We start from the raw sequence: 19187 nt of genomic DNA, 5'->3' as shown, positions 1-19187 counted from the left end.
AACGATCGTACCGGTTCGATTCCGGTCCTCGGCATAGCGGATATGCGACAGGGCACCCTTAGCTCAACTGGATAGAGTACCTGACTACGAATCAGGCGGTTAGAGGTTCGACTCCTCTAGGGTGCATAAGAAAGCTTTGACTTTTTTATGTGTTTTTGTTATAATTGATTATCGTGATATAGAGCACCCTTAGCTCAACTGGATAGAGTACCTGACTACGAATCAGGCGGTTAGAGGTTCGACTCCTCTAGGGTGCATGAAGGGAAACGAGGTCATATGACTCCGTTTTTACTTATGATCGGGAAGTAGCTCAGCTTGGTAGAGTACTTGGTTTGGGACCAAGGTGTCGCAGGTTCGAATCCTGTCTTCCCGATATCTGGCGGTGTAGCTCAGCTGGCTAGAGCGTCCGGTTCATACCCGGGAGGTCGGGGGTTCGATCCCCTTCGCCGCTATAACGATCTTGTTGGACCTTTAGCTCAGCTGGTTAGAGCTCTCGGCTCATAACCGAGTGGTCGTAGGTTCAAGTCCTACAAGGTCCATAATGAATATCTTGGAGGATTACCCAAGTCCGGCTGAAGGGAACGGTCTTGAAAACCGTCAGGCGTGTAAAAGCGTGCGTGGGTTCGAATCCCACATCCTCCTTAGATTAGAATATCGCGGGATGGAGCAGCTAGGTAGCTCGTCGGGCTCATAACCCGAAGGTCGTAGGTTCAAATCCTGCTCCCGCAATTTGGCTCGGTAGCTCAGTTGGTAGAGCAATGGATTGAAGCTCCATGTGTCGGCGGTTCGATTCCGTCTCGCGCCATACAGTATCTAATATGCGGGTGTAGTTTAGTGGTAAAACTACAGCCTTCCAAGCTGTTGTCGCGAGTTCGATTCTCGTCACCCGCTTTGAACAATAGTTCATTCCAAGTTTTTATAACTTGGGCGCGTAGCTCAGGTGGTTAGAGCGCACGCCTGATAAGCGTGAGGTCGGTGGTTCGAGTCCACTCGTGCCCATTAAGTATATTGGAGAATTACTCAAGAGGCTGAAGAGGACGGTTTGCTAAATCGTTAGGTCGGGTAACCGGCGCGGGGGTTCGAATCCCCCATTCTCCGTAAATAAGGGAGTTTAGCATTTGCTATCTCCTTTTCTTGTTTTATAGTGCTTTTCTTTTGAAGAATTGTTTCTTGTTGTTTGTTTGAACTTGTTTTGTTGAGTTGTTCTGCTCTAATCTGTATTTATATAAGCGTTTTTTAGGATTTATTGGTTGCGGAGATTGGAATGAATAAATTAAAGATGTCTAAATTTTTGATTTCTATTTTGCTATTGGGAATTGTTATGATAAGCTTGATGCTTTCCCCTCTTTCACCATGGATTGTTTCTGTGACTGGTGATTTTTTGTCCAGTGTTGATCGGGTAGTTGCTATTCCTTTTAATTATCTTGCTAAGGAAAAGAAAAATGTTGTTCAGTTAATAGAGACCTATCAAGAAAATGAGACCCTAAAAGGAACAATTTACAATCTTGAAGAGAAGGCAAATAATTCTGATGCTCTGAAATTGGAGAATGAGAAATTGCGTTCTCTCTTAGAGTTACGAAATAATGATCAAAGTGCTGTCAAGATTGCTGCAGAAGTTATTTCTCGCTCTCCATCTATTTGGAAGAACGAATTAACTCTTGATAAGGGGCAGTCTAGCGATGTGACAACCTCTATGCTGGCTATTTCTAACGGTGGTTTGATCGGAGCGGTTACTAGTGTTTCTGATTCTTCCAGTGTCGTTAGTCTACTTACAAATGAAAAGAATGATAGTTCTATTGCAATTAAAATTCAGACAAAAACTGGTTTTGCCTATGGTATCATTGTTGGTTTTGACACTGAAAAGTCCGCTTTTATCGTCAGCCAGCTAAATACGGTGGATGGAATTGAAGAAGGGGCAACTGTGACGACAAGTGGTCTCGGCTCTTATAATGCTGAGAATGTCTTGGTTGGTCAGGTTTTATCAATATCAGCTGGCAAGGACCAATTAAACAAGGAAGTTTTGGTGAAGCCTGCTGCAGATTTGTCTGATATTCAAGCGGTTCTGTTGGTGAGAAATTAGTATGAAAATTCTAAGAGGAACTTTTTTTACAACTTTGTTTTTATTTCTGATCTTCTTCATTGATGGTCAATTATCAAGAAGTCTTGTAGATCTTTTTGCTGAGAAGTGGCATCCGGCAAGTCATATTTTATTGTTCTTTACGGTTTTCTTATTTTTAAACTTTTCAAAGGAATATATTTTTTTCCTCTTCTTCACTCTAGGTCTTTTTTACGATGTTTATTATCTACATGTGATTGGGCTTTTCACCTTCATCTTGCCTCTACTGACGGTTGCCATCTATCATTTTCTTTCTGTATTTTTGCTAAATCGCTGGACACGCGTTTTGGCCATTATTACGATTGTTTTCTTTTTTGAAATGATCAGCTTTGTTTCTGCATCATTCTTGCACCTAGCGAGCTTTACATTCCCTGATTTTATTATCTATGCTTTGGTGCCGACTTTAGTATTTAATGCTTTTCTTTTCCTATTGTTACAGCCTTTGTTTGAAAAAGTCTATTTATGATGATTTAGAAATAGAAATGTAACGAATGCGTAATATATAGCCAGAATTTTTTTGATATACTATATAATGTCTTAGTAAGAAGGAGTGTTAATATTTTTATGAAGAAAAAGCTACTTACATCAGTTTTATTGAGTGCGGTGATCCTTTCTCAAGGTGCTGCGCTAGTTAATGTTAAAGCTGATAGTACAGATGATAAAATTGCAGCTCAAAATAGTAAAATTGACAGTTTAATAAATCAACAAAAAGCGGCACAAGCACAAGTTGATGAAATTCAAAAACAAGTTTCAGCTATTCAAAAGCAACAAGAAGTGCTTCAAGCAGAAAATGAAAAATTGAATGCTGAATCTGCGAAACTTACTGCTGAAATTGAAGAGTTATCGAAGAATATTGTTGCTCGTAATGAGTCTCTTGCAAACCAAGCGCGTAGTGCTCAAACAAATGGTACGGCAACAAGCTATATCAACACAATCATAAACTCTGCTTCAATCACTGAAGCTATCTCTCGTGTAGCAGCGATGAGCGAAATCGTTTCGGCTAACAACAAAATGCTGGAACAACAAAAAGAAGATAAAGAAAAAATTGCTGAAAAACAGCTTGCTAATAATGAAGCTATCAATACAGTCATTGCAAACCAACAAAAACTTGCAGACGATGCACAAACGTTGACAACTAAGCAGGCTGAACTCAAGGTTGCTCAACTGAACCTTGCAGCTGAAAAATCAACTGCTGAAAATGAGAAAAATAGTCTCTTAGAGCAAAAAGCGGCAGCTGAAAAAGCGGCAGCTGAGGCAGCAGCGGCAGAAGCAGCATATAAGAACCAGCAACAAGCGCAACAACAAGCGATCCTTGCTTCAGGAAATACAAGCTTCGCAGCACAAGTTCAAGCTGTAAATAATACAGGTGGAACTCCTGCAGCAGAAGCAGCAGTTGCTACATCAGGAGTTGTTGCAACTCCATCATATAGCCTTTCAGCATCAACTTATCCTGTAGGTCAATGTACTTGGGGCGCTAAGACTTTGGCACCATGGGCTGGCGACTACTGGGGTAATGGTGGCCAATGGGCAGCTAGTGCAGCAGCAGCAGGCTTCCGTACTGGTTCACAACCACAAGTTGGAGCGATCGCATGTTGGAACGACGGTGGCTACGGACACGTTGCAGTTGTAACAGCGGTTCAATCTGCTAACAACATTCAAGTATCAGAAGCAAATTATGCTGGTAACCAATCAATCGGTAATCACCGTGGATGGTTTGACCCAACAAATGCACAAGGATACGTAACATACATCTATCCAAACTAATGAAATATGAAGGAGAACGACTTTTCGTTCTCCCTTTTATTTTTTATTGAAAAATTGCTGGAAAAGCGTTACAATGGTAGGTAGGAAAAATGTAATTGGTTACAATAAAAGACGATTTAGAATCTGGAGGGAATCATGTCTTTTTCTGATTTAAAGCTCTTTGCTCTTTCTTCTAATCAAGAATTAGCGCAGCGTGTTGCAAAGGAGATTGGGATGCCGCTTGGGAAATCAACGGTTCGTCAATTTTCTGACGGGGAAATTCAAGTAAACATCGAAGAATCGATCCGTGGTAAGCACGTTTTTATCTTGCAGTCAACTAGCTCACCTGTCAATGACAATCTAATGGAAATTTTGATTATGGTGGATGCCTTGAAGCGGGCTAGTGCGGAGTCTATCAACGTAGTGATGCCTTACTATGGCTATGCTAGACAAGATCGAAAAGCTCGTGCTCGTGAGCCAATTACATCTAAATTAGTGGCTAACCTAATGGAGATTGCTGGGGTAGATCGCCTATTGACCATTGATTTGCATGCTGCTCAGATCCAAGGTTTCTTTGACATTCCTGTCGACCATTTGATGGGAGCGCCTTTGATTGCTGATTATTTTGAGCGTCGGGGCATGGTTGGTAGCGACTATGTGGTTGTCAGCCCAGACCACGGTGGTGTCAGCCGCGCTCGTAAGTTGGCTGAATTTCTCAAGACTTCGATTGCGATTATAGACAAACGTCGCAGCGTTGACAAGATGAATACCAGTGAAGTCATGAATATCATTGGTAAGGTAGAAGGTAAGACTTGTATTCTGATAGATGATATGATTGATACGGCGGGGACTATTTGTCATGCGGCAGACGCTTTGGCAGAGTCAGGTGCTGTGGAAGTCTATGCGAGCTGTACTCACCCAGTCTTGTCAGGACCAGCTATGGAAAATATCCAAAAATCCGCTATCAAAAAACTTGTGGTTTTAGATACCATCTACCTTTCAGAGGACAGATTAATCGATAAGATTGAGCAGATTTCTATCGCTCATCTCTTGGCAGAAGCCATCGTTCGGATCCATGAAAAACGTCCGCTTTCCCCTCTTTTTGAAGTAGCAAAAAAGGCTTAAAAGTGCCTTGATCAAGATTTTTTTTAGCAAAAGACTTGACAATTTAAAGAATATTTCATATACTATACATAGTAACGATAGTTACCAAATAAAAAATGTTTTTTATATAAAAAAGGAGAAAACAAATGAAAAAAGTTGTACTTTCTAGCGTAGTAGCTCTTTCATTGTTCGCACTAGCAGTACCTGCATTTGCAGCTGATGAAGCAACTAATGCAGCTCGTCAAGGTGATCCAGAATATTACCTTCAAACTGAGTTCACAAATGCTGATAAAGCTAATGAATACTTAGCTGGACATTCTGGTGAAATCGGAGCAGAAGCTGCTCAAGATCCAGCAGTAGTAGCTGCTAAAAAAGAACTTGATGCTGTTGAAGGTGGTTCACACCTTTACGGAGAGAAAAAAGCAGCTTATGAATCAGCTTACAATGATGCATTCAACACTGTACGTAACAAGTATGTAAAACAATTCCAAGGTACATACAACAATGCTACAGAACAAGAAGGCAAAACATACATCAAAGGTGAAACTCCTGAAAAAGCTAACGAGCGTTACTTGAAACGTGTTGGCGCAGCAAACAACCAACCTGGAAGCAAAGCTGCAGATAAAGTAGGAGACAAAGGTACTACACCTGCATCTAAAGAAGAAGCAGCTAAGACTGAATCTAAAGCTGGTAAAGATGCTAAAGCTGGACAAAAAGCAGCTGGTAAAGCTCTTCCAAAAACTTCTGCAGTTAAATAATTTGTTTTAAACAATTGTACTAACGCAATTTATATCACTGGACCTCTGGTTCAGTGATATTTTTTAGAAAGATTTTATAGGATTTTTATCTATGAGAAGAAGAAGACAAAAACAACAGCAGAAAAATTGGAAGATTTTTGGTGGTTTAGGAGCTTTAGTTGTTGCTATTTTAGCAGGGATTTTTCTCCTCCAACAGGTAAACTCTTCAAATTCTGCTGCTAAATCATCCACTAGTCAGGTAGGTAAGGTAACTTATACACCAAGTAAGGAAGAAAAGGAATATCTGACTAATCGTTTTAATGGCTTGAAAGCGATCAATCCTGAAGCGGTTGCCTATGTCTATGCTCCTGGTACAGAATTAGACGAGCCAGTTGTACAGACGGGCGACAACTCAACTTACTTGGATAAGACCTTTGAAGGTGGAAATGAGCCTTATCTGGGAACTGTTTTCATGGACACTGAAAACAAAAAAGACTTTAGTGACCGTTTGACTTGGCTCTTTGGGCATGCTCGTGGAAGTCAGGTTGGTGACCACCGCATGTTTAATGATGTAAACTACTATGATAAACAGGAATACCTAGATCAGCATAAGTATGTTGTCATTGAAACACCAGAGCGTAAGCTTTACTATCAGGTAATGGGCTTGGTGATCGTTCCAGAAGAGACTGCTTTTTATCGGATTAAATTTGATGATGATAAGGATTTTGAAACTCAGCTCAAGAATATCTATGAAGCTGCTCGTACCAAAGATTCAAAAATTAAGATTAAGGCTAGTGATAAGTACGTTGTGCTGTCAACTTGTCGTGAAGAGGACGAGACGATTCGTTCTAATCTCTATCTGCGTCAAATTCCAGACTCAGAACTACAAGATTTCCTAGCCAAGCATGGAAATGAGCTTACTTATAAAGCAACTCGTGAATAAAAATCAGGATTTTTTCCTGATTTTTTGTTTTTCTTTCTATAAATCAGATGGATTTTTGCGCAGGTGCTGCATTTATAGTATAATAGTTCTATTAGATTATCGGAGGCGGCTATGGATTTGACTAAGAAGTTTAATAAGAATTTAGATAAAATTGAAGTGTCTCTGATTCGTCAGTTTGACCAGTCCATTTCTACGATTCCAGGTGTTTTGCGGCTGACCTTGGGGGAGCCAGACTTTCCGACACCGGATCATATCAAGGAGGCGGCCAAGGCAGCTATTGATGCCAACCAAAGCCACTATACAGGGATGAGCGGGCTTTTGGAGCTGCGGCAGGCTGCGGCTGACTTTGTCAAGGAGAAGTACAATCTGAACTATCGCCCAGAAGATGAAGTCTTAGTGACTATTGGGGCAACCGAGGCCCTATCTGCGACTCTGACGGCTATTCTGGAAGAGGGAGACAAGGTCTTGCTACCAGCGCCAGCTTATCCAGGTTATGAGCCGATTGTGAATTTGGTCGGGGCGGAGATTGTCGAGATTGATACGACAGAAAACGACTTTGTTTTGACTCCTGAAATGCTGGAGCAGGCTATCTTGGAGCAAGGAGACAAGCTCAAGGCAGTTATTCTCAACTATCCGGCCAATCCGACTGGCGTGACCTATTCGCGAGAGCAGATCAAGGCTTTGGCAGCAGTATTGAGCAAGTATGAAGTTTTTGTCGTTTGTGATGAGGTATACTCTGAGTTGACTTATACGGAGCAGGGGCACGTTTCACTGGCGGAATATTTACCCGAACAGACCATCGTCATCAATGGTTTGTCCAAGTCTCATGCTATGACGGGCTGGCGACTAGGCTTTATCTTTGCTCCTGCTGCTTTTACGGCTCAATTGATCAAGAGCCATCAGTATCTGGTGACAGCATCCAATACCATGGCTCAATACGCAGCTATTGAGGCTTTGACGGCTGGTAGGGATGATGCCCAACCCATGAAGGCGGAATACGTTCAGCGGCGGGATTATATTATTGAACAGATGACGGAGCTGGGTTATCAGATTATCAAGCCAGACGGTGCTTTCTATATTTTTGCTAAGATTCCAGCAGGCTACAATCAAGATTCTTTTGCCTTTTTGCAGGATTTTGCTGAGAAGAAGGCTGTGGCCTTTATCCCAGGAGCGGCCTTTGGCCAGTATGGAGAAGGCTATATCCGCCTGTCTTATGCAGCTAGCATGGAAACCATCAAGGAAGCTCTGAAACGGCTCAAGGAGTACATGGAAGACCATGCTTAGACCGTTAACGAGCAAGAGTTTGATTCTCTATAATCGGAATTTCCGGGAAGATGATAAGCTGGTCAAGATCTTTACGGAACAGGCTGGCAAGCGAATGTTTTTCGTGAAACATGCTGGAAAATCTAAGCTGGCTCCTGTCATTCAGCCTCTGACTGCGGCAGAACTTTTGATGAAAATCAATGACGACGGACTCAGCTATATCGAAGATTACCAAGCTGTGGAAAGTTACGGGCAAATCAAGAGCGATCTCTTTGTCATGGCCTATGCCAGCTATGTGGCAGCCCTAGCAGATGCTAGTATTCAGGACAATCATCCAGATCCGGCCCTCTTTGCTTTTTTGCAAAAGACACTGGATTTGATGAATCAAGGGTTGGATTATGAGGTTTTGACAAATATCTTTGAAATTCAGATTTTATCTCGCTTTGGGGTTTCTCTGAATTTCCATGACTGTGTTTTTTGCCATCGGACAGGTCTGCCTTTTGATTTTTCCTTTCAATATGGCGGGGTGCTCTGCCCAGAGCATTATCACAAGGATGCTCATCGCAGTCATCTTAATCCCAATATTCCTTTTTTGCTCAATCAGTTTCAGGCAGTTCAGTTTAGTGAGCTGGAGACGATTTCGCTCAAGCCGGAAATCAAGCGACAGATCAGGGACTTTATAGATCAACTTTATGATGAATACGTAGGTATTCATCTCAAATCAAAGAAATTTATCGACTCTCTGGGCGACTGGGGCAGTATTTTACAAAACAAACATGAGGAAGAACAGCATGAAAAAAATAGCTATTGATGCCATGGGCGGAGACAATGCCCCTCAGGCTTTAGTCGAAGGTGCCAATCAGGCTCTGAGAGACTTCTCGGATATTGAGATTGTTCTCTATGGGGATGAAGCCAAGATTAAACCTCTGTTGACAGCGACAGAGCGCGTCAGCATTGTTCATACGGAAGAAAAGATTAATTCGGATGATGAGCCGACCAGGGCTATTCGCAAGAAGAAGCAGGCTAGCATGGTTTTGGCAGCCAAGGCAGTCAAAGACGGGGAAGCAGATGCGGTCCTGTCTGCTGGTAACACAGGGGCGCTTCTGGCGGCGGGTTTCTTTATCGTCGGGCGGATCAAAAATATTGACCGACCAGGACTTTTATCCACTTTACCGACTGGAGATGGCCGAGGCTTTGATATGTTGGATCTGGGGGCAAATGCTGAAAATACCCCTCACCATCTGCATCAATATGCTATCCTAGGTTCTTTTTATGCGGAAAATGTTCGTGGCATTAAGCGGCCACGGGTTGGTTTGCTCAATAATGGCACTGAAGCCAGCAAGGGAGACCCTCTGCGTAAGGAAACTTATGCACTGTTGTCGGCAGATGACAAGCTGAACTTCATCGGCAATGTAGAGGCGCGTGACCTTATGGATGGAGTGGCAGATGTTGTCGTAGCAGATGGCTTTACGGGTAATGCAGTGCTCAAGTCTATCGAAGGAACGGCCATTAGCATCCTAGGCCAGCTCAAAAAGGCTGTGCTAGGCGGTGGTCTCAAGGCTAAGCTAGGAGCTTTATTGCTCAAAGATAGCCTACAGGAAATGCGCAAGAGTCTGGACTATTCCAGTGCCGGTGGGGCCGTTCTCTTTGGTCTCAAGGCGCCAGTAGTCAAGACACATGGCTCTAGCGATGCCAAGGCCGTATATAGTACTATTCGTCAGATTCGGACCATGCTGGAGACAGATGTTGTCGGAAAATCTGTGGTTGAATTTTCAAAAGAGGTGGGGACAGAATGAATCAAGAACAAATTTTTCAAAAAGTAACAGAAATTATCCAAGAACGTCAAGGAAAGGACTTTGTTGTCCAGCCAACTTTGGGCTTAAAAGATGATTTAGGCGCTGATTCTGTTGACTTAATGGAATTCATCCTGACTTTAGAGGATGAGTTTGCGATTGAAATTTCAGATGAGGATGTTGATCGCTTTGAAAATGTCGCAGATATTGTCGCCTATTTGGAAAAGAAACTAGCGAAGTAAGAAATCGACTTCGATTTGAACAGAGAAAAACCTTGGTTTATAAAACCAAGGTTTTTTTAGTATATTTATTTTGGATAGATATAGCTGACAGCTCCTTGACCGGCGGCGTAAGGATTGAACCAGCCGCGGAAGTTCCCAATATACTGTTTACCTGCATAGTTGGATTCTTTGATTTGGATGCGGGTGTTGGATTCGACATGGGTGACAACACCAACATGCCCATAGCCGCCATCGGTCCAGCAGATGATGGCTCCGACTTGTGGAGTGCTTCCTGTTCGGAAACCAGCTGCGCGTGCGCTAGCTGCCCATTGGCCGCCGTTGCCCCAGTAAGGACCAGCCCAAGGAGCCAGTACTTTTGCTCCCCAAGTACACTGACCATGAGGATAAGAGGAGGCTCCCGCATAATCAGGGGTGTAGAGGGTTGGCTCAGGCGTGGTTGGTTTATCAACCTGATAGCTGGTGCCTGTAAGTCCAGTCATCTGTCCATTGAGATTACGGTAAACATGTGTATGGAAGAGTCCGTTTCCAGCATGCTGTTGTGTATTGATGGTAAATTTATACAAGCCATTGCCCACTTTGTTAGCAGTGTACCATTTGATGTCATCTTGGCCGTTGACCTCTGACCAAGTTGGTAGAGAAATGGTTCCTGGTCCGAAAGCATCGGAAACGGTCACTTCGTAATTGTAGGTAGAAATTTTATTGACAGAAACCTTGGCTTTGATATTTTCAGCAGAGAGGGTGACGCTGTCTGTTGCATAGCTATGCTCGCTTCCATCTTTGTACTTAACGTAGATATGATTGGTGTAGCTTCCAGATAAGGCTTGGTGGTTACGGATATTGAATTGTGCAGTAAAAGTCCCATCTCCATTATTACTCGCGTCATACCACTTGATGGCACTTGGATTTTGAGCGTTCCAGATAGGCACACGGACGGATTGAATCGCCTTGGATGTGGCAGTTTCAGTGACTTTTACAGTGTAGGTTCCCTCTTCCTGATTGACATTTTCAACAGAGAAAAGCGGTTTTTGGTCTTTTTGAGATGGCATTTTTCCAGCATCCAGTGTAACACTTGTTCCTGCTAATCCTGTTAACTCAGGCTTAACATAGCTTTCTCCATAGAGATGGATATGGTAGGTTCCTGTATCGTAATTGTGTTTCTTCAGCTCGACTCTAACGCTATAACTGCCATCAGGATTTTTTCTTGCTTGATACCATTGTAAATCATCTTGTCCCTTATTTTCAGACCAGGTTGGGACATTGACCTTATACATGGATTCAGGAATATTTTTGATAAGGATTTCCATAATGCCGGGTTCAGGGAAGCTTGTCTGAATGATCGGATTAGGCTTTTCTAGATGGAAAGTGGTGCCCGATTGGTAAATCATTTTGCCATTTTTATTTTCATAAGTATCTACGAAATATTTTCCATAACCTTTGTGTTTAGAAAAGTTAAATTCAGTACTCTCTTGCCCAGCTTCATACCAATTAAGATCATCGCCACCATTTTCATCAGACCAAACTGCATGGACAATTTTTGAGTTCCTTTGGTCTTTATTTCGCGTAAAATTGATGCGGCCGGTTTGTCCAGATGTTGTGACGCTTGTCTTGCTAGCAGGCTTATTAACAGTGAAGGTCGTACCATTCAAGCCAATCATTTTCCCGTTGATATTAATGTAAGTATGAACATGGAAAGTGCCATAGCCAGCGTGCTGCCGGAGGTCAATGGCTGTGCTGGATGTCTGAGGCGTTGTGTACCATTTCAAATCATCCTGCCCGTTTTCGTCGGACCAGACTGCGTGGGAAATGGTATAGGGAACCTGAGCTTTGGAGCGGGCGTAATGAATCTGCGCCGTATCCCCAGTGACATTGACGGTCACATTGCTGGCACGATCAGTGGGGCCTAGGACTTTGTTTCCAGCTTCAGTCGATGCAACAGCTTGAGCTGTGGAATGACTGGCAAACAGGCCAAGGACTGCTCCGGATAATAAAAACAGCTTCTGATATTTTTTCATAAATCTCCTTTGAATAAGTAATTTGGATGATTCCATTTAGATTATTCGGGAAAAAATAGAAAAAAAGAAAAATTTTAAAAAATGATGATAGTTGAATTTCTAATTTATTTTAGTTTTATGAAATCTTTGATATTTGAAATAAAAGTAATGAAATAGTCAAAATATCAAAAATAATATAGGTAGACTTTATTTGTCAGAGATGGATATCCCTAACAAAAATAGATTATTTCTCTTCTTTTCCTGCTTATCATGGAATAAAGCGAACGATTATGATATAATTTAGATAAATAATTCGTAAAAAATACGGTGATTTTTACGTGATGTGTTAGCTTGGTGTGCAAGCACCTGTGATGATAGATGTTGAGGTATCTTAGCTATGAAGCTTTTAGTTGTTGGTTCGGGTGGTCGTGAGCATGCGATTGCCAAGAAGTTGTTGGAGTCTCAGGATGTGGAGCAAGTCTTTGTCGCACCTGGAAATGATGGTATGACCTTGGATGGGTTGGATTTGGTGGATATTGGAATTTCCGAACATTCCAAACTGATCGAATTTGCCAAGGAGAATGATATTGCTTGGTCCTTTATCGGTCCGGATGATGCCCTAGCAGCTGGAATTGTAGATGATTTTAACCAAGCTGGGCTCAAGGCTTTCGGCCCATCTCGTTTAGCAGCGGAGCTGGAGTGGTCCAAGGATTTTGCCAAGGAGATCATGGTCAAATATGGTGTTCCGACAGCAGCCTATGGCACATTTTCCGACTTTGAGGAAGCTAAAGCCTACATCGAAAAGCAGGGAGCACCTATCGTGGTCAAGGCGGACGGCCTAGCTCTGGGCAAGGGCGTGGTCGTCGCAGAGACAGTCGAGCAAGCGGTCGAAGCAGCCCACGAGATGCTTTTGGATAATAAATTTGGCGACAGTGGTGCGCGTGTGGTTATCGAAGAGTTCCTAGACGGTGAGGAGTTCTCCCTCTTTGCCTTTGTCAATGGCGATAAGTTTTACATCATGCCGACGGCCCAGGACCACAAGAGGGCCTATGATGGCGACAAGGGTCCTAATACTGGTGGGATGGGTGCCTATGCGCCAGTCCCTCACTTGTCACAGAGTGTGGTTGACACAGCGGTTGACACTATTGTCAAGCCAGTCCTTGAGGGCATGATCCAGGAAGGTCGCCCGTATCTGGGCGTGCTCTACGCAGGCTTGATTTTGACAGCGGACGGGTCTAAGGTCATCGAGTTCAACGCTCGCTTTGGCGACCCAGAGACCCAGATTATCCTGCCTCGCCTGACTTCTGACTTTGCACAAAATATCACTGATATCCTTGATAGCAAGGAGCCGAACATCACTTGGACAGACAAGGGTGTGACTCTGGGTGTGGTCGTCGCATCCAATGGCTACCCGCTAGACTATGAAAAAGGTGTCAAGTTGCCAGCCAAAACCGATGGTGACATCATCACCTACTATGCAGGGGCTAAGTTTGCGGAAAATAGCAGAGCACTGCTGTCAAATGGCGGACGTGTTTATATGCTGGTCACCACAGCCGACAGCGTCAAAGAAGCCCAAGATACCATCTACCAAGAACTCTCCCAACAAAAAACAGAAGGCCTCTTCTACCGAACAGATATCGGAAGCAAGGCAATGTAAGTAAAGATATAAGAATAACGCGACTAAGTCGCCAAATACGATAATGGTCGCCGTGGTGAAAAGACCAGAACAATGAATGTTCTGGTCTAGGGAAAATTTGAGACCTAGGCTCAAATTTTAGGAATGAAACCGAAGGTTTGCTTCCGACCCACCACCTAAGACCATTATCAAAAAGAAAAAGGATATTAACAATGAAACCAATTATTTCCATCATCATGGGCTCCAAATCCGACTGGGCTACCATGCAAAAAACAGCTGAAGTCTTAGATCGCTTTGGTGTAGTCTACGAAAAGAAAGTCGTCTCAGCCCACCGCACACCGGACCTCATGTTTCAGCATGCAGAAGAAGCCCGCAGTCGCGGCATAAAGGTCATTATTGCAGGTGCTGGTGGTGCAGCTCACTTGCCAGGGATGGTTGCTGCTAAAACAACCCTTCCAGTCATCGGTGTGCCAGTCAAATCACGTGCCCTTAGCGGTGTGGACTCGCTTTATTCGATTGTGCAGATGCCAGGCGGTGTGCCAGTGGCAACTATGGCTATTGGGGAAGCAGGAGCAACAAACGCTGCCCTGACTGCCCTGCGAATCTTGGCCATTGAGGACCAAGACCTAGCAGCAGCGCTAGCGGATTTTGCTGAAGAACAAGGAAAAATCGCAGAGGAGTCTAGCAATGAGCTCATCTAAAACAATCGGAATTATCGGTGGCGGTCAGCTGGGGCAGATGATGGCCATTTCTGCTATCTACATGGGGCACAAGGTTATCGCGCTGGATCCTGCGGCGGATTGTCCTGCCTCTCGTGTGGCGGAAATCATCGTGGCTCCTTATAACGATGTGGAGGCCCTTCGCCAGTTGGCGGACCGTTGTGATGTTCTCACTTATGAGTTTGAGAACGTTGATGCTGAAGGTTTGGATGCTGTTATCAAAGAAGGCCAGCTTCCTCAAGGGACTGACCTGCTTCGTATTTCGCAAAACCGTATTTTTGAAAAGGACTTTCTCTCAAACAAGGCTCAAGTCACTGTGGCATCCTACAAGGTCGTGACTTCTAGCCAAGATTTGGCAGATATCGACTTGTCGAAAAACTACGTTCTCAAGACTGCGACAGGTGGCTATGACGGACATGGGCAAAAGGTCATTCGCTCGGAAGCAGACTTGGAGGAAGCCTATACACTAGCTGACTCAGCAGCCTGCGTTTTGGAAGAATTCGTCAACTTTGACCTTGAAATTTCCGTCATCGTGTCTGGTAATGGCAAGGACGTCACGGTTTTCCCAGTTCAGGAAAATATCCACCGCAATAACATCCTGTCTAAGACTATCGTCCCAGCTCGCATTTCAGAAAGTCTGGCTGACAAGGCCAAAGCTATGGCAGTGAGAATCGCTGAGCAACTAAACTTGTCTGGAACTCTCTGCGTGGAAATGTTTGCGACTGCTGACGACATCATTGTCAATGAGATTGCCCCACGTCCACATAACTCTGGCCACTACTCTATCGAAGCCTGCGACTTCTCCCAGTTTGATACTCATATTCTGGGTGTTCTGGGAGCACCATTGCCAGCTATCCGCCTACATGATCCAGCTGTTATGCTCAACGTACTTGGCCAGCATGTCGAGGCCGCTGAGAAATATGTCACAGAAAATCCAAGCGCCCACCTCCATCTGTATGGTAAAATAGAAGCGAAGCACAACCGCAAAATGGGACACGTGACTTTGTTTAGTAGTGTGCCGGATAGCGTGGTTGAGTTTGGGGAGGGGATTGATTTTTGAAATGACAGAAGAAGTTGATGAATTGCTAGATGATGAAATAACGACCGTAACACTGACTTATACGGACGATTTGATTGTTCCAGAGATTGTGGATAGAGAGGGGATTCATATTTTAGAGAGAGCTGGCAATCAGCTAGTCTTAGAATATTCTTGTTCCGTGAAGGAAGTTAAGGATTATCTGAGTAGTTACGGCCTACCTAGACATCCTGAGAGAATTTCATTTGAATTTTCTATACATGAAGACTCAGAAAATGATAATCTTTAAAGCTAAATGGAGACCAGTTTATGATTCAAATTATTGTCAACGCTTTTGTGGAGGAAGGAAAAGAAACTGCCGTTGTAGAAGTGCTCTTTGCCAGTGCCGACCATGAAAAAGTAAAAGCCAAATATCAGGAATTAAAGATTCAATATCCAGACAATTATCTGGCTATCTATGATTTGCCATTGGATACAGATCTAAGTAGCTTGCCACACTATCCGTCGGTAGCGATAAGCAAGGAGGAGTTTGATTAGCCTATGAAAACTATTGGCCTGATTGGTGGTATGAGTTGGGAAAGCACCACATCTTACTACCAAATCATCAACGAAACCATCAAAAAAGAGCTGGGTGGCTTGCATTCAGCTAAGATTCTGCTTTACAGTGTTGATTTTGCAGAGATTGAGCATTACCAGGCACTAGGAGACTGGGAGAAAAGCGGTCAACTTTTGGCAGATGTTGCTCAGCGCTTGGAGCAAGCTGGTGCGGATTTTATTGTTATTTGTACCAACACCATGCACAAGGTTGCTCCGCAGATACAAGAGCAGATTGCAATTCCAATCTTGCATATTGCGCAAGCAACCGCGCAGGCCTTGTTGGCTGACGGTATTCAAAAAGTCGGCCTCCTAGGGACCAAATACACCATGACTCAAGATTTTTACAAGGAGAAATTAATAGAGTCTGGATTAGAAGTGCTGATTCCAGACCAAGCTGGCATTACAGAGGTCAATCGGATCATTTATGACGAGCTCTGTCTAGGGGATATCAAAGAAAGCTCAAAGCAGACTTATCTTGCCGTTATAGATGATTTGAAAAAAGCAGGCGCAGAAGCTGTTATCTTGGGTTGCACCGAGATTGGTCTCCTCGTCAAGCAATCCGACACTGACCTGCCTCTCTACGACACAACAGTGATCCACGCAGAGAAAGCCGCGGAGTGGGCGGTTAATAAGTGACAATCGTAAAATGAAACATGTGATGAGATTGGGTGAAGATGTAAATGAATCTGTCATTAGACGAATTTAAATTTTAGAACTTAAAGATAAATATGTGGAACAGGAGAAAAACAAACAATGATCAACCGTTACTCTCGCCCCGAAATGGCGAACATTTGGACTGAGGAAAATAAGTACAAGGCTTGGCTGGAGGTAGAGATTCTGGCTGATGAGGCCTGGGCTGAGTTGGGTGAGATTCCCAAGGAAGATGTGGCCTTGATTCGTGAGAAGGCTGGCTTTGACATCGACCGCATCTTGGAGATTGAGCAGGAGACGCGCCACGATGTGGTAGCCTTTACGCGGGCGGTTTCTGAGACGCTGGGTGAGGAGCGCAAGTGGGTGCACTATGGCCTGACCTCGACCGATGTGGTGGATACGGCCTACGGTTACCTCTACAAGCAGGCCAATGACATCATCCGTGAGGATCTGCGTCGCTTCACTGACATCGTTGCGGAGCGGGCGCGGGAGCACAAGTTCACCATCATGATGGGGCGGACCCACGGGGTGCATGCGGAGCCGACGACTTTCGGTCTCAAGCTCGCAACCTGGTACAGCGAAATGAAGCGCAATATCGAGCGTTTCGAGATTGCGGCTGCTGGTGTGGAAGCTGGGAAAATTTCTGGTGCAGTTGGTAACTTTGCCAATATTCCGCCATTTGTAGAAAGCTATGTCTGTGAGAAATTAGGCATCCGTCCGCAGGAGATTTCGACCCAAGTTCTGCCACGTGATCTCCATGCTGAATACTTCTCAGCCTTAGCCTTGATTGCGACGTCTATCGAGCGCATGGCGACTGAAATTCGCGGTCTGCAAAAGTCTGAGCAGCGCGAGGTCGAAGAGTTCTTTGCTAAGGGGCAAAAAGGTTCATCGGCTATGCCGCATAAGCGCAATCCAATCGGTTCTGAAAATATGACTGGTCTGGCGCGTGTCATTCGTGGGCACATGGTAACAGCCTTTGAGAATGTCTCTCTCTGGCATGAGCGCGATATTTCCCATTCATCTGCTGAGCGGATTATCGCACCGGACACGACTATTCTCATCGACTACATGCTCAACCGCTTTGGTAATATCGTCAAGAATCTGACCGTCTTCCCAGAAAACATGAAGCGCAACATGAACTCGACCTTTGGTCTTATCTTCAGCCAGCGGGCTATGTTGACCTTGATCGAAAAAGGCATGACAAGGGAGCAGGCTTATGACTTGGTGCAGCCAAAGACCGCCCAGTCTTGGGATAATCAAGTAGACTTCAAGCCTCTGCTCGAAGCGGACCCAGAAGTCACTTCCCGTCTGACTCAAGAAGAAATTGATGAGATCTTCAATCCTACTTACTACACTAAGCGCGTAGATGAAATCTTCAAGCGCGTGGGGCTGGATTAAACAAAAAAAGATGAGAGTGGGACAGAAATCGCTAATTCGCTAGAATTCGATTTCGTCGTCCCACCTCCGCACAGTTGAGTAGGGCTGTAAAAGCTGATGAAATCGGCGTAGTAGAGCCCACTCAACCACTGCGTCTTGCTCGACAATCCAAAGACAATTGAGAGGCTAGGACTTTTGTCCCAGCCTCTCTTTTTTATTATTCTCGCCTGATATAGAAAGTTTTGTTTTTGTTGGTTTTCAGTCCTAGAATAGTAAAAAAATATACGAAATTAAAAAATTCTGTTTATTTTCTGTCATTTTTTGATGTTTATTAAACAAAATTCGCTCAAATGTCTTGCAAATTGGTATAGATAGGTTTATAATAAAGATAGGCTAGTTGGTCAGGAAATGAAAAACGACAGCTCATGAGAACCATCGTTTTTCAGATTAATGATCGCGACTAGAAGAAATAAATTTGATTTTGAAGAAATCGCCACGCTTGTAGGTTTCGCTGTACTCTAGGATTTGTCCGGTATTTTCCAGTTTTGTGATCTTGACTTGATGCACAGTTGGGAAGTTTGGATCAATTTCTAAGGTCTTGGCAATATCTTTTGGCGTTGGAAAGACGATTTCGTTGGTTTCTTCGAAATACTCATCATTCATGTGGATGTGATAATCCGTCTTGAAGCGATTGTAGATCGAGCTGTAGTAGTCCAAATCTGGATAGTTTGGATTGATGTACTGTTCAGGAATGTAGGTTTGGTGATAGATATAGACTTTATCGCCTGTCCTTCTGATACGGTCAATCTTGTAGTAGAACTGGGACGGTGTTAGTTCTAGTTTTTCCAAGATTCTCAATTCATTTCCACGTTCGATGGATAGAACAGTCACCTTATCCTTTTGGATAGGGAAAGTTTCGATATCAGAGAATTCCACACGCTTGTGTTTTCTTGCGCGTGAAACAAAAGTTCCCTTTCCTTGCTGACGGATGATGTAGCCATCATTCGCAAGTTCGTTCAAAGCGCGGACAACGGTGATGGAACTAACGTTGAACATCTTGATTAACTCAGCTTCTGTGTAGAATCTATCACCGTTTTCAAAGTTACCAGAAATGATTTGTTGTTTCAAATCATCTTTGATTTGTTGATATTTAGGAATAGCCATTGTGCTCACCTCTCTTTTTTTATCCCTCTCTATATTGATTTTAACATATTTTTTAAAAAAATGTTGACATTTATG

The 19187-nt window shown here is 43.7% G+C and carries 19 protein-coding genes and 11 tRNA genes; 28 read left to right on the top strand and 2 right to left on the bottom strand.

Annotated elements, in window-relative coordinates:
- Positions 1-52 precede the first annotated feature (52 nt).
- The 21 genes from PAN94_RS09465 (at position 53) to PAN94_RS09365 (ending at position 9941) form a co-directional block, all read left to right on the top strand.
- Positions 53-126, top strand: a tRNA-Arg gene (locus tag PAN94_RS09465).
- A gap of 57 nt (positions 127-183) precedes the next feature.
- Positions 184-257: transfer RNA gene (locus PAN94_RS09460), tRNA-Arg, on the top strand.
- 42 nt (positions 258-299) lie between these two features.
- Positions 300-373 (top strand) — tRNA-Pro (locus PAN94_RS09455).
- A 5-nt stretch (positions 374-378) separates the two neighbouring features.
- Positions 379-452 (top strand) — tRNA-Met (locus PAN94_RS09450).
- Positions 453-465: 13 nt separating this feature from the next.
- Positions 466-539: transfer RNA gene (locus PAN94_RS09445), tRNA-Ile, on the top strand.
- Positions 540-552: 13 nt separating this feature from the next.
- Positions 553-642, top strand: a tRNA-Ser gene (locus PAN94_RS09440).
- A gap of 13 nt (positions 643-655) precedes the next feature.
- A tRNA-Met gene (locus PAN94_RS09435) sits at positions 656-729 on the top strand.
- 3 nt (positions 730-732) lie between these two features.
- Positions 733-805, top strand: a tRNA-Phe gene (locus PAN94_RS09430).
- A gap of 15 nt (positions 806-820) precedes the next feature.
- Positions 821-891, top strand: a tRNA-Gly gene (locus tag PAN94_RS09425).
- A 34-nt stretch (positions 892-925) separates the two neighbouring features.
- Positions 926-999 (top strand) — tRNA-Ile (locus PAN94_RS09420).
- 11 nt (positions 1000-1010) lie between these two features.
- Positions 1011-1098 (top strand) — tRNA-Ser (locus PAN94_RS09415).
- 166 nt (positions 1099-1264) lie between these two features.
- Positions 1265-2080 carry a rod shape-determining protein MreC gene (mreC, locus tag PAN94_RS09410; RefSeq protein WP_285875629.1) on the top strand — a complete coding sequence of 272 codons (816 nt, stop codon included), beginning with the start codon at positions 1265-1267 and terminating at the stop codon, positions 2078-2080.
- 1 nt (position 2081) lies between these two features.
- Positions 2082-2582 (top strand): rod shape-determining protein MreD, encoded by a 501-nt coding sequence (gene mreD / locus PAN94_RS09405; protein ID WP_062004467.1) that lies wholly within the window; start codon positions 2082-2084, stop codon positions 2580-2582.
- Between the two features lie 98 nt (positions 2583-2680).
- A complete protein-coding gene (gene pcsB / locus PAN94_RS09400) occupies positions 2681-3880 on the top strand; it encodes a peptidoglycan hydrolase PcsB (RefSeq protein ID WP_285875628.1) in 1200 nt (399 codons plus the stop codon).
- 135 nt (positions 3881-4015) lie between these two features.
- Positions 4016-4984 carry a ribose-phosphate diphosphokinase gene (locus PAN94_RS09395; RefSeq protein WP_045498384.1) on the top strand — a complete coding sequence of 323 codons (969 nt, stop codon included), beginning with the start codon at positions 4016-4018 and terminating at the stop codon, positions 4982-4984.
- 125 nt (positions 4985-5109) lie between these two features.
- A complete protein-coding gene (gene abpA, locus PAN94_RS09390) occupies positions 5110-5721 on the top strand; it encodes an amylase-binding adhesin AbpA (RefSeq protein WP_285875626.1) in 612 nt (203 codons plus the stop codon).
- Positions 5722-5812: 91 nt separating this feature from the next.
- The gene (gene srtB, locus PAN94_RS09385; RefSeq protein ID WP_285875625.1) at positions 5813-6643 is read left to right on the top strand and encodes a class B sortase, LPKTxAVK-specific; all 831 of its coding nucleotides are present in this window, start codon (positions 5813-5815) and stop codon (positions 6641-6643) included.
- 111 nt (positions 6644-6754) lie between these two features.
- Positions 6755-7927: a pyridoxal phosphate-dependent aminotransferase gene (locus PAN94_RS09380; protein ID WP_285875624.1), complete on the top strand. Its 1173-nt coding sequence runs from the start codon at positions 6755-6757 to the stop codon at positions 7925-7927.
- Complete coding sequence (recO, locus tag PAN94_RS09375; RefSeq protein ID WP_285875623.1) at positions 7920-8717, top strand: DNA repair protein RecO; 798 nt, start codon at positions 7920-7922, stop codon at positions 8715-8717. The genes PAN94_RS09380 and recO overlap by 8 nt, the downstream gene beginning before the upstream one ends.
- Complete coding sequence (plsX, locus tag PAN94_RS09370; protein ID WP_285875622.1) at positions 8698-9702, top strand: phosphate acyltransferase PlsX; 1005 nt, start codon at positions 8698-8700, stop codon at positions 9700-9702. Before recO ends, plsX begins: the two co-directional genes overlap by 20 nt.
- Positions 9699-9941 (top strand): acyl carrier protein, encoded by a 243-nt coding sequence (locus PAN94_RS09365; protein WP_005591354.1) that lies wholly within the window; start codon positions 9699-9701, stop codon positions 9939-9941. The genes plsX and PAN94_RS09365 overlap by 4 nt, the downstream gene beginning before the upstream one ends.
- A 65-nt stretch (positions 9942-10006) precedes the next feature.
- Here PAN94_RS09365 and PAN94_RS09360 read toward each other — a convergent pair whose 3' ends face one another.
- The gene (locus PAN94_RS09360) at positions 10007-11953 is read right to left on the bottom strand and encodes a GBS Bsp-like repeat-containing protein (RefSeq protein ID WP_285875621.1); all 1947 of its coding nucleotides are present in this window, start codon (positions 11951-11953) and stop codon (positions 10007-10009) included.
- A 376-nt stretch (positions 11954-12329) separates the two neighbouring features.
- Between PAN94_RS09360 and purD the strand changes: the two genes are divergently transcribed.
- The 7 genes from purD (at position 12330) to purB (ending at position 17969) form a co-directional block, all read left to right on the top strand.
- Positions 12330-13589, top strand: a complete 1260-nt coding sequence (gene purD / locus PAN94_RS09355) for a phosphoribosylamine--glycine ligase (protein WP_285875619.1) — start codon at positions 12330-12332, stop codon at positions 13587-13589.
- 191 nt (positions 13590-13780) lie between these two features.
- Positions 13781-14269: a 5-(carboxyamino)imidazole ribonucleotide mutase gene (gene purE / locus PAN94_RS09350; RefSeq protein ID WP_285875617.1), complete on the top strand. Its 489-nt coding sequence runs from the start codon at positions 13781-13783 to the stop codon at positions 14267-14269.
- A complete protein-coding gene (gene purK, locus PAN94_RS09345; protein ID WP_285875615.1) occupies positions 14256-15347 on the top strand; it encodes a 5-(carboxyamino)imidazole ribonucleotide synthase in 1092 nt (363 codons plus the stop codon). The genes purE and purK overlap by 14 nt, the downstream gene beginning before the upstream one ends.
- 1 nt (position 15348) lies before the next feature.
- Positions 15349-15612: a hypothetical protein gene (locus PAN94_RS09340; protein WP_105026040.1), complete on the top strand. Its 264-nt coding sequence runs from the start codon at positions 15349-15351 to the stop codon at positions 15610-15612.
- Positions 15613-15632: 20 nt separating this feature from the next.
- Positions 15633-15860, top strand: a complete 228-nt coding sequence (locus PAN94_RS09335; RefSeq protein ID WP_002894363.1) for a hypothetical protein — start codon at positions 15633-15635, stop codon at positions 15858-15860.
- Between the two features lie 3 nt (positions 15861-15863).
- Positions 15864-16556 carry an aspartate/glutamate racemase family protein gene (locus PAN94_RS09330; protein WP_285875610.1) on the top strand — a complete coding sequence of 231 codons (693 nt, stop codon included), beginning with the start codon at positions 15864-15866 and terminating at the stop codon, positions 16554-16556.
- A gap of 117 nt (positions 16557-16673) precedes the next feature.
- On the top strand, positions 16674-17969 hold the full coding sequence (purB, locus tag PAN94_RS09325) for an adenylosuccinate lyase (protein ID WP_285875609.1): 1296 nt from the start codon (positions 16674-16676) through the stop codon (positions 17967-17969).
- Between the two features lie 426 nt (positions 17970-18395).
- Here the strand turns inward: purB and PAN94_RS09320 are convergent, their stop codons facing one another.
- On the bottom strand, positions 18396-19112 hold the full coding sequence (locus PAN94_RS09320) for a GntR family transcriptional regulator (RefSeq protein ID WP_005591344.1): 717 nt from the start codon (positions 19110-19112) through the stop codon (positions 18396-18398).
- Between the last annotated feature and the right edge of the window lie 75 nt (positions 19113-19187).

It is taken from the genome of Streptococcus sp. SC1, assembly GCF_030272855.1.
GTDB lineage: Bacteria > Bacillota > Bacilli > Lactobacillales > Streptococcaceae > Streptococcus.
The sequence above is the reverse complement of the archived record's forward strand: the minus strand, read 5'-3'. Positions and strand labels throughout refer to the sequence as shown.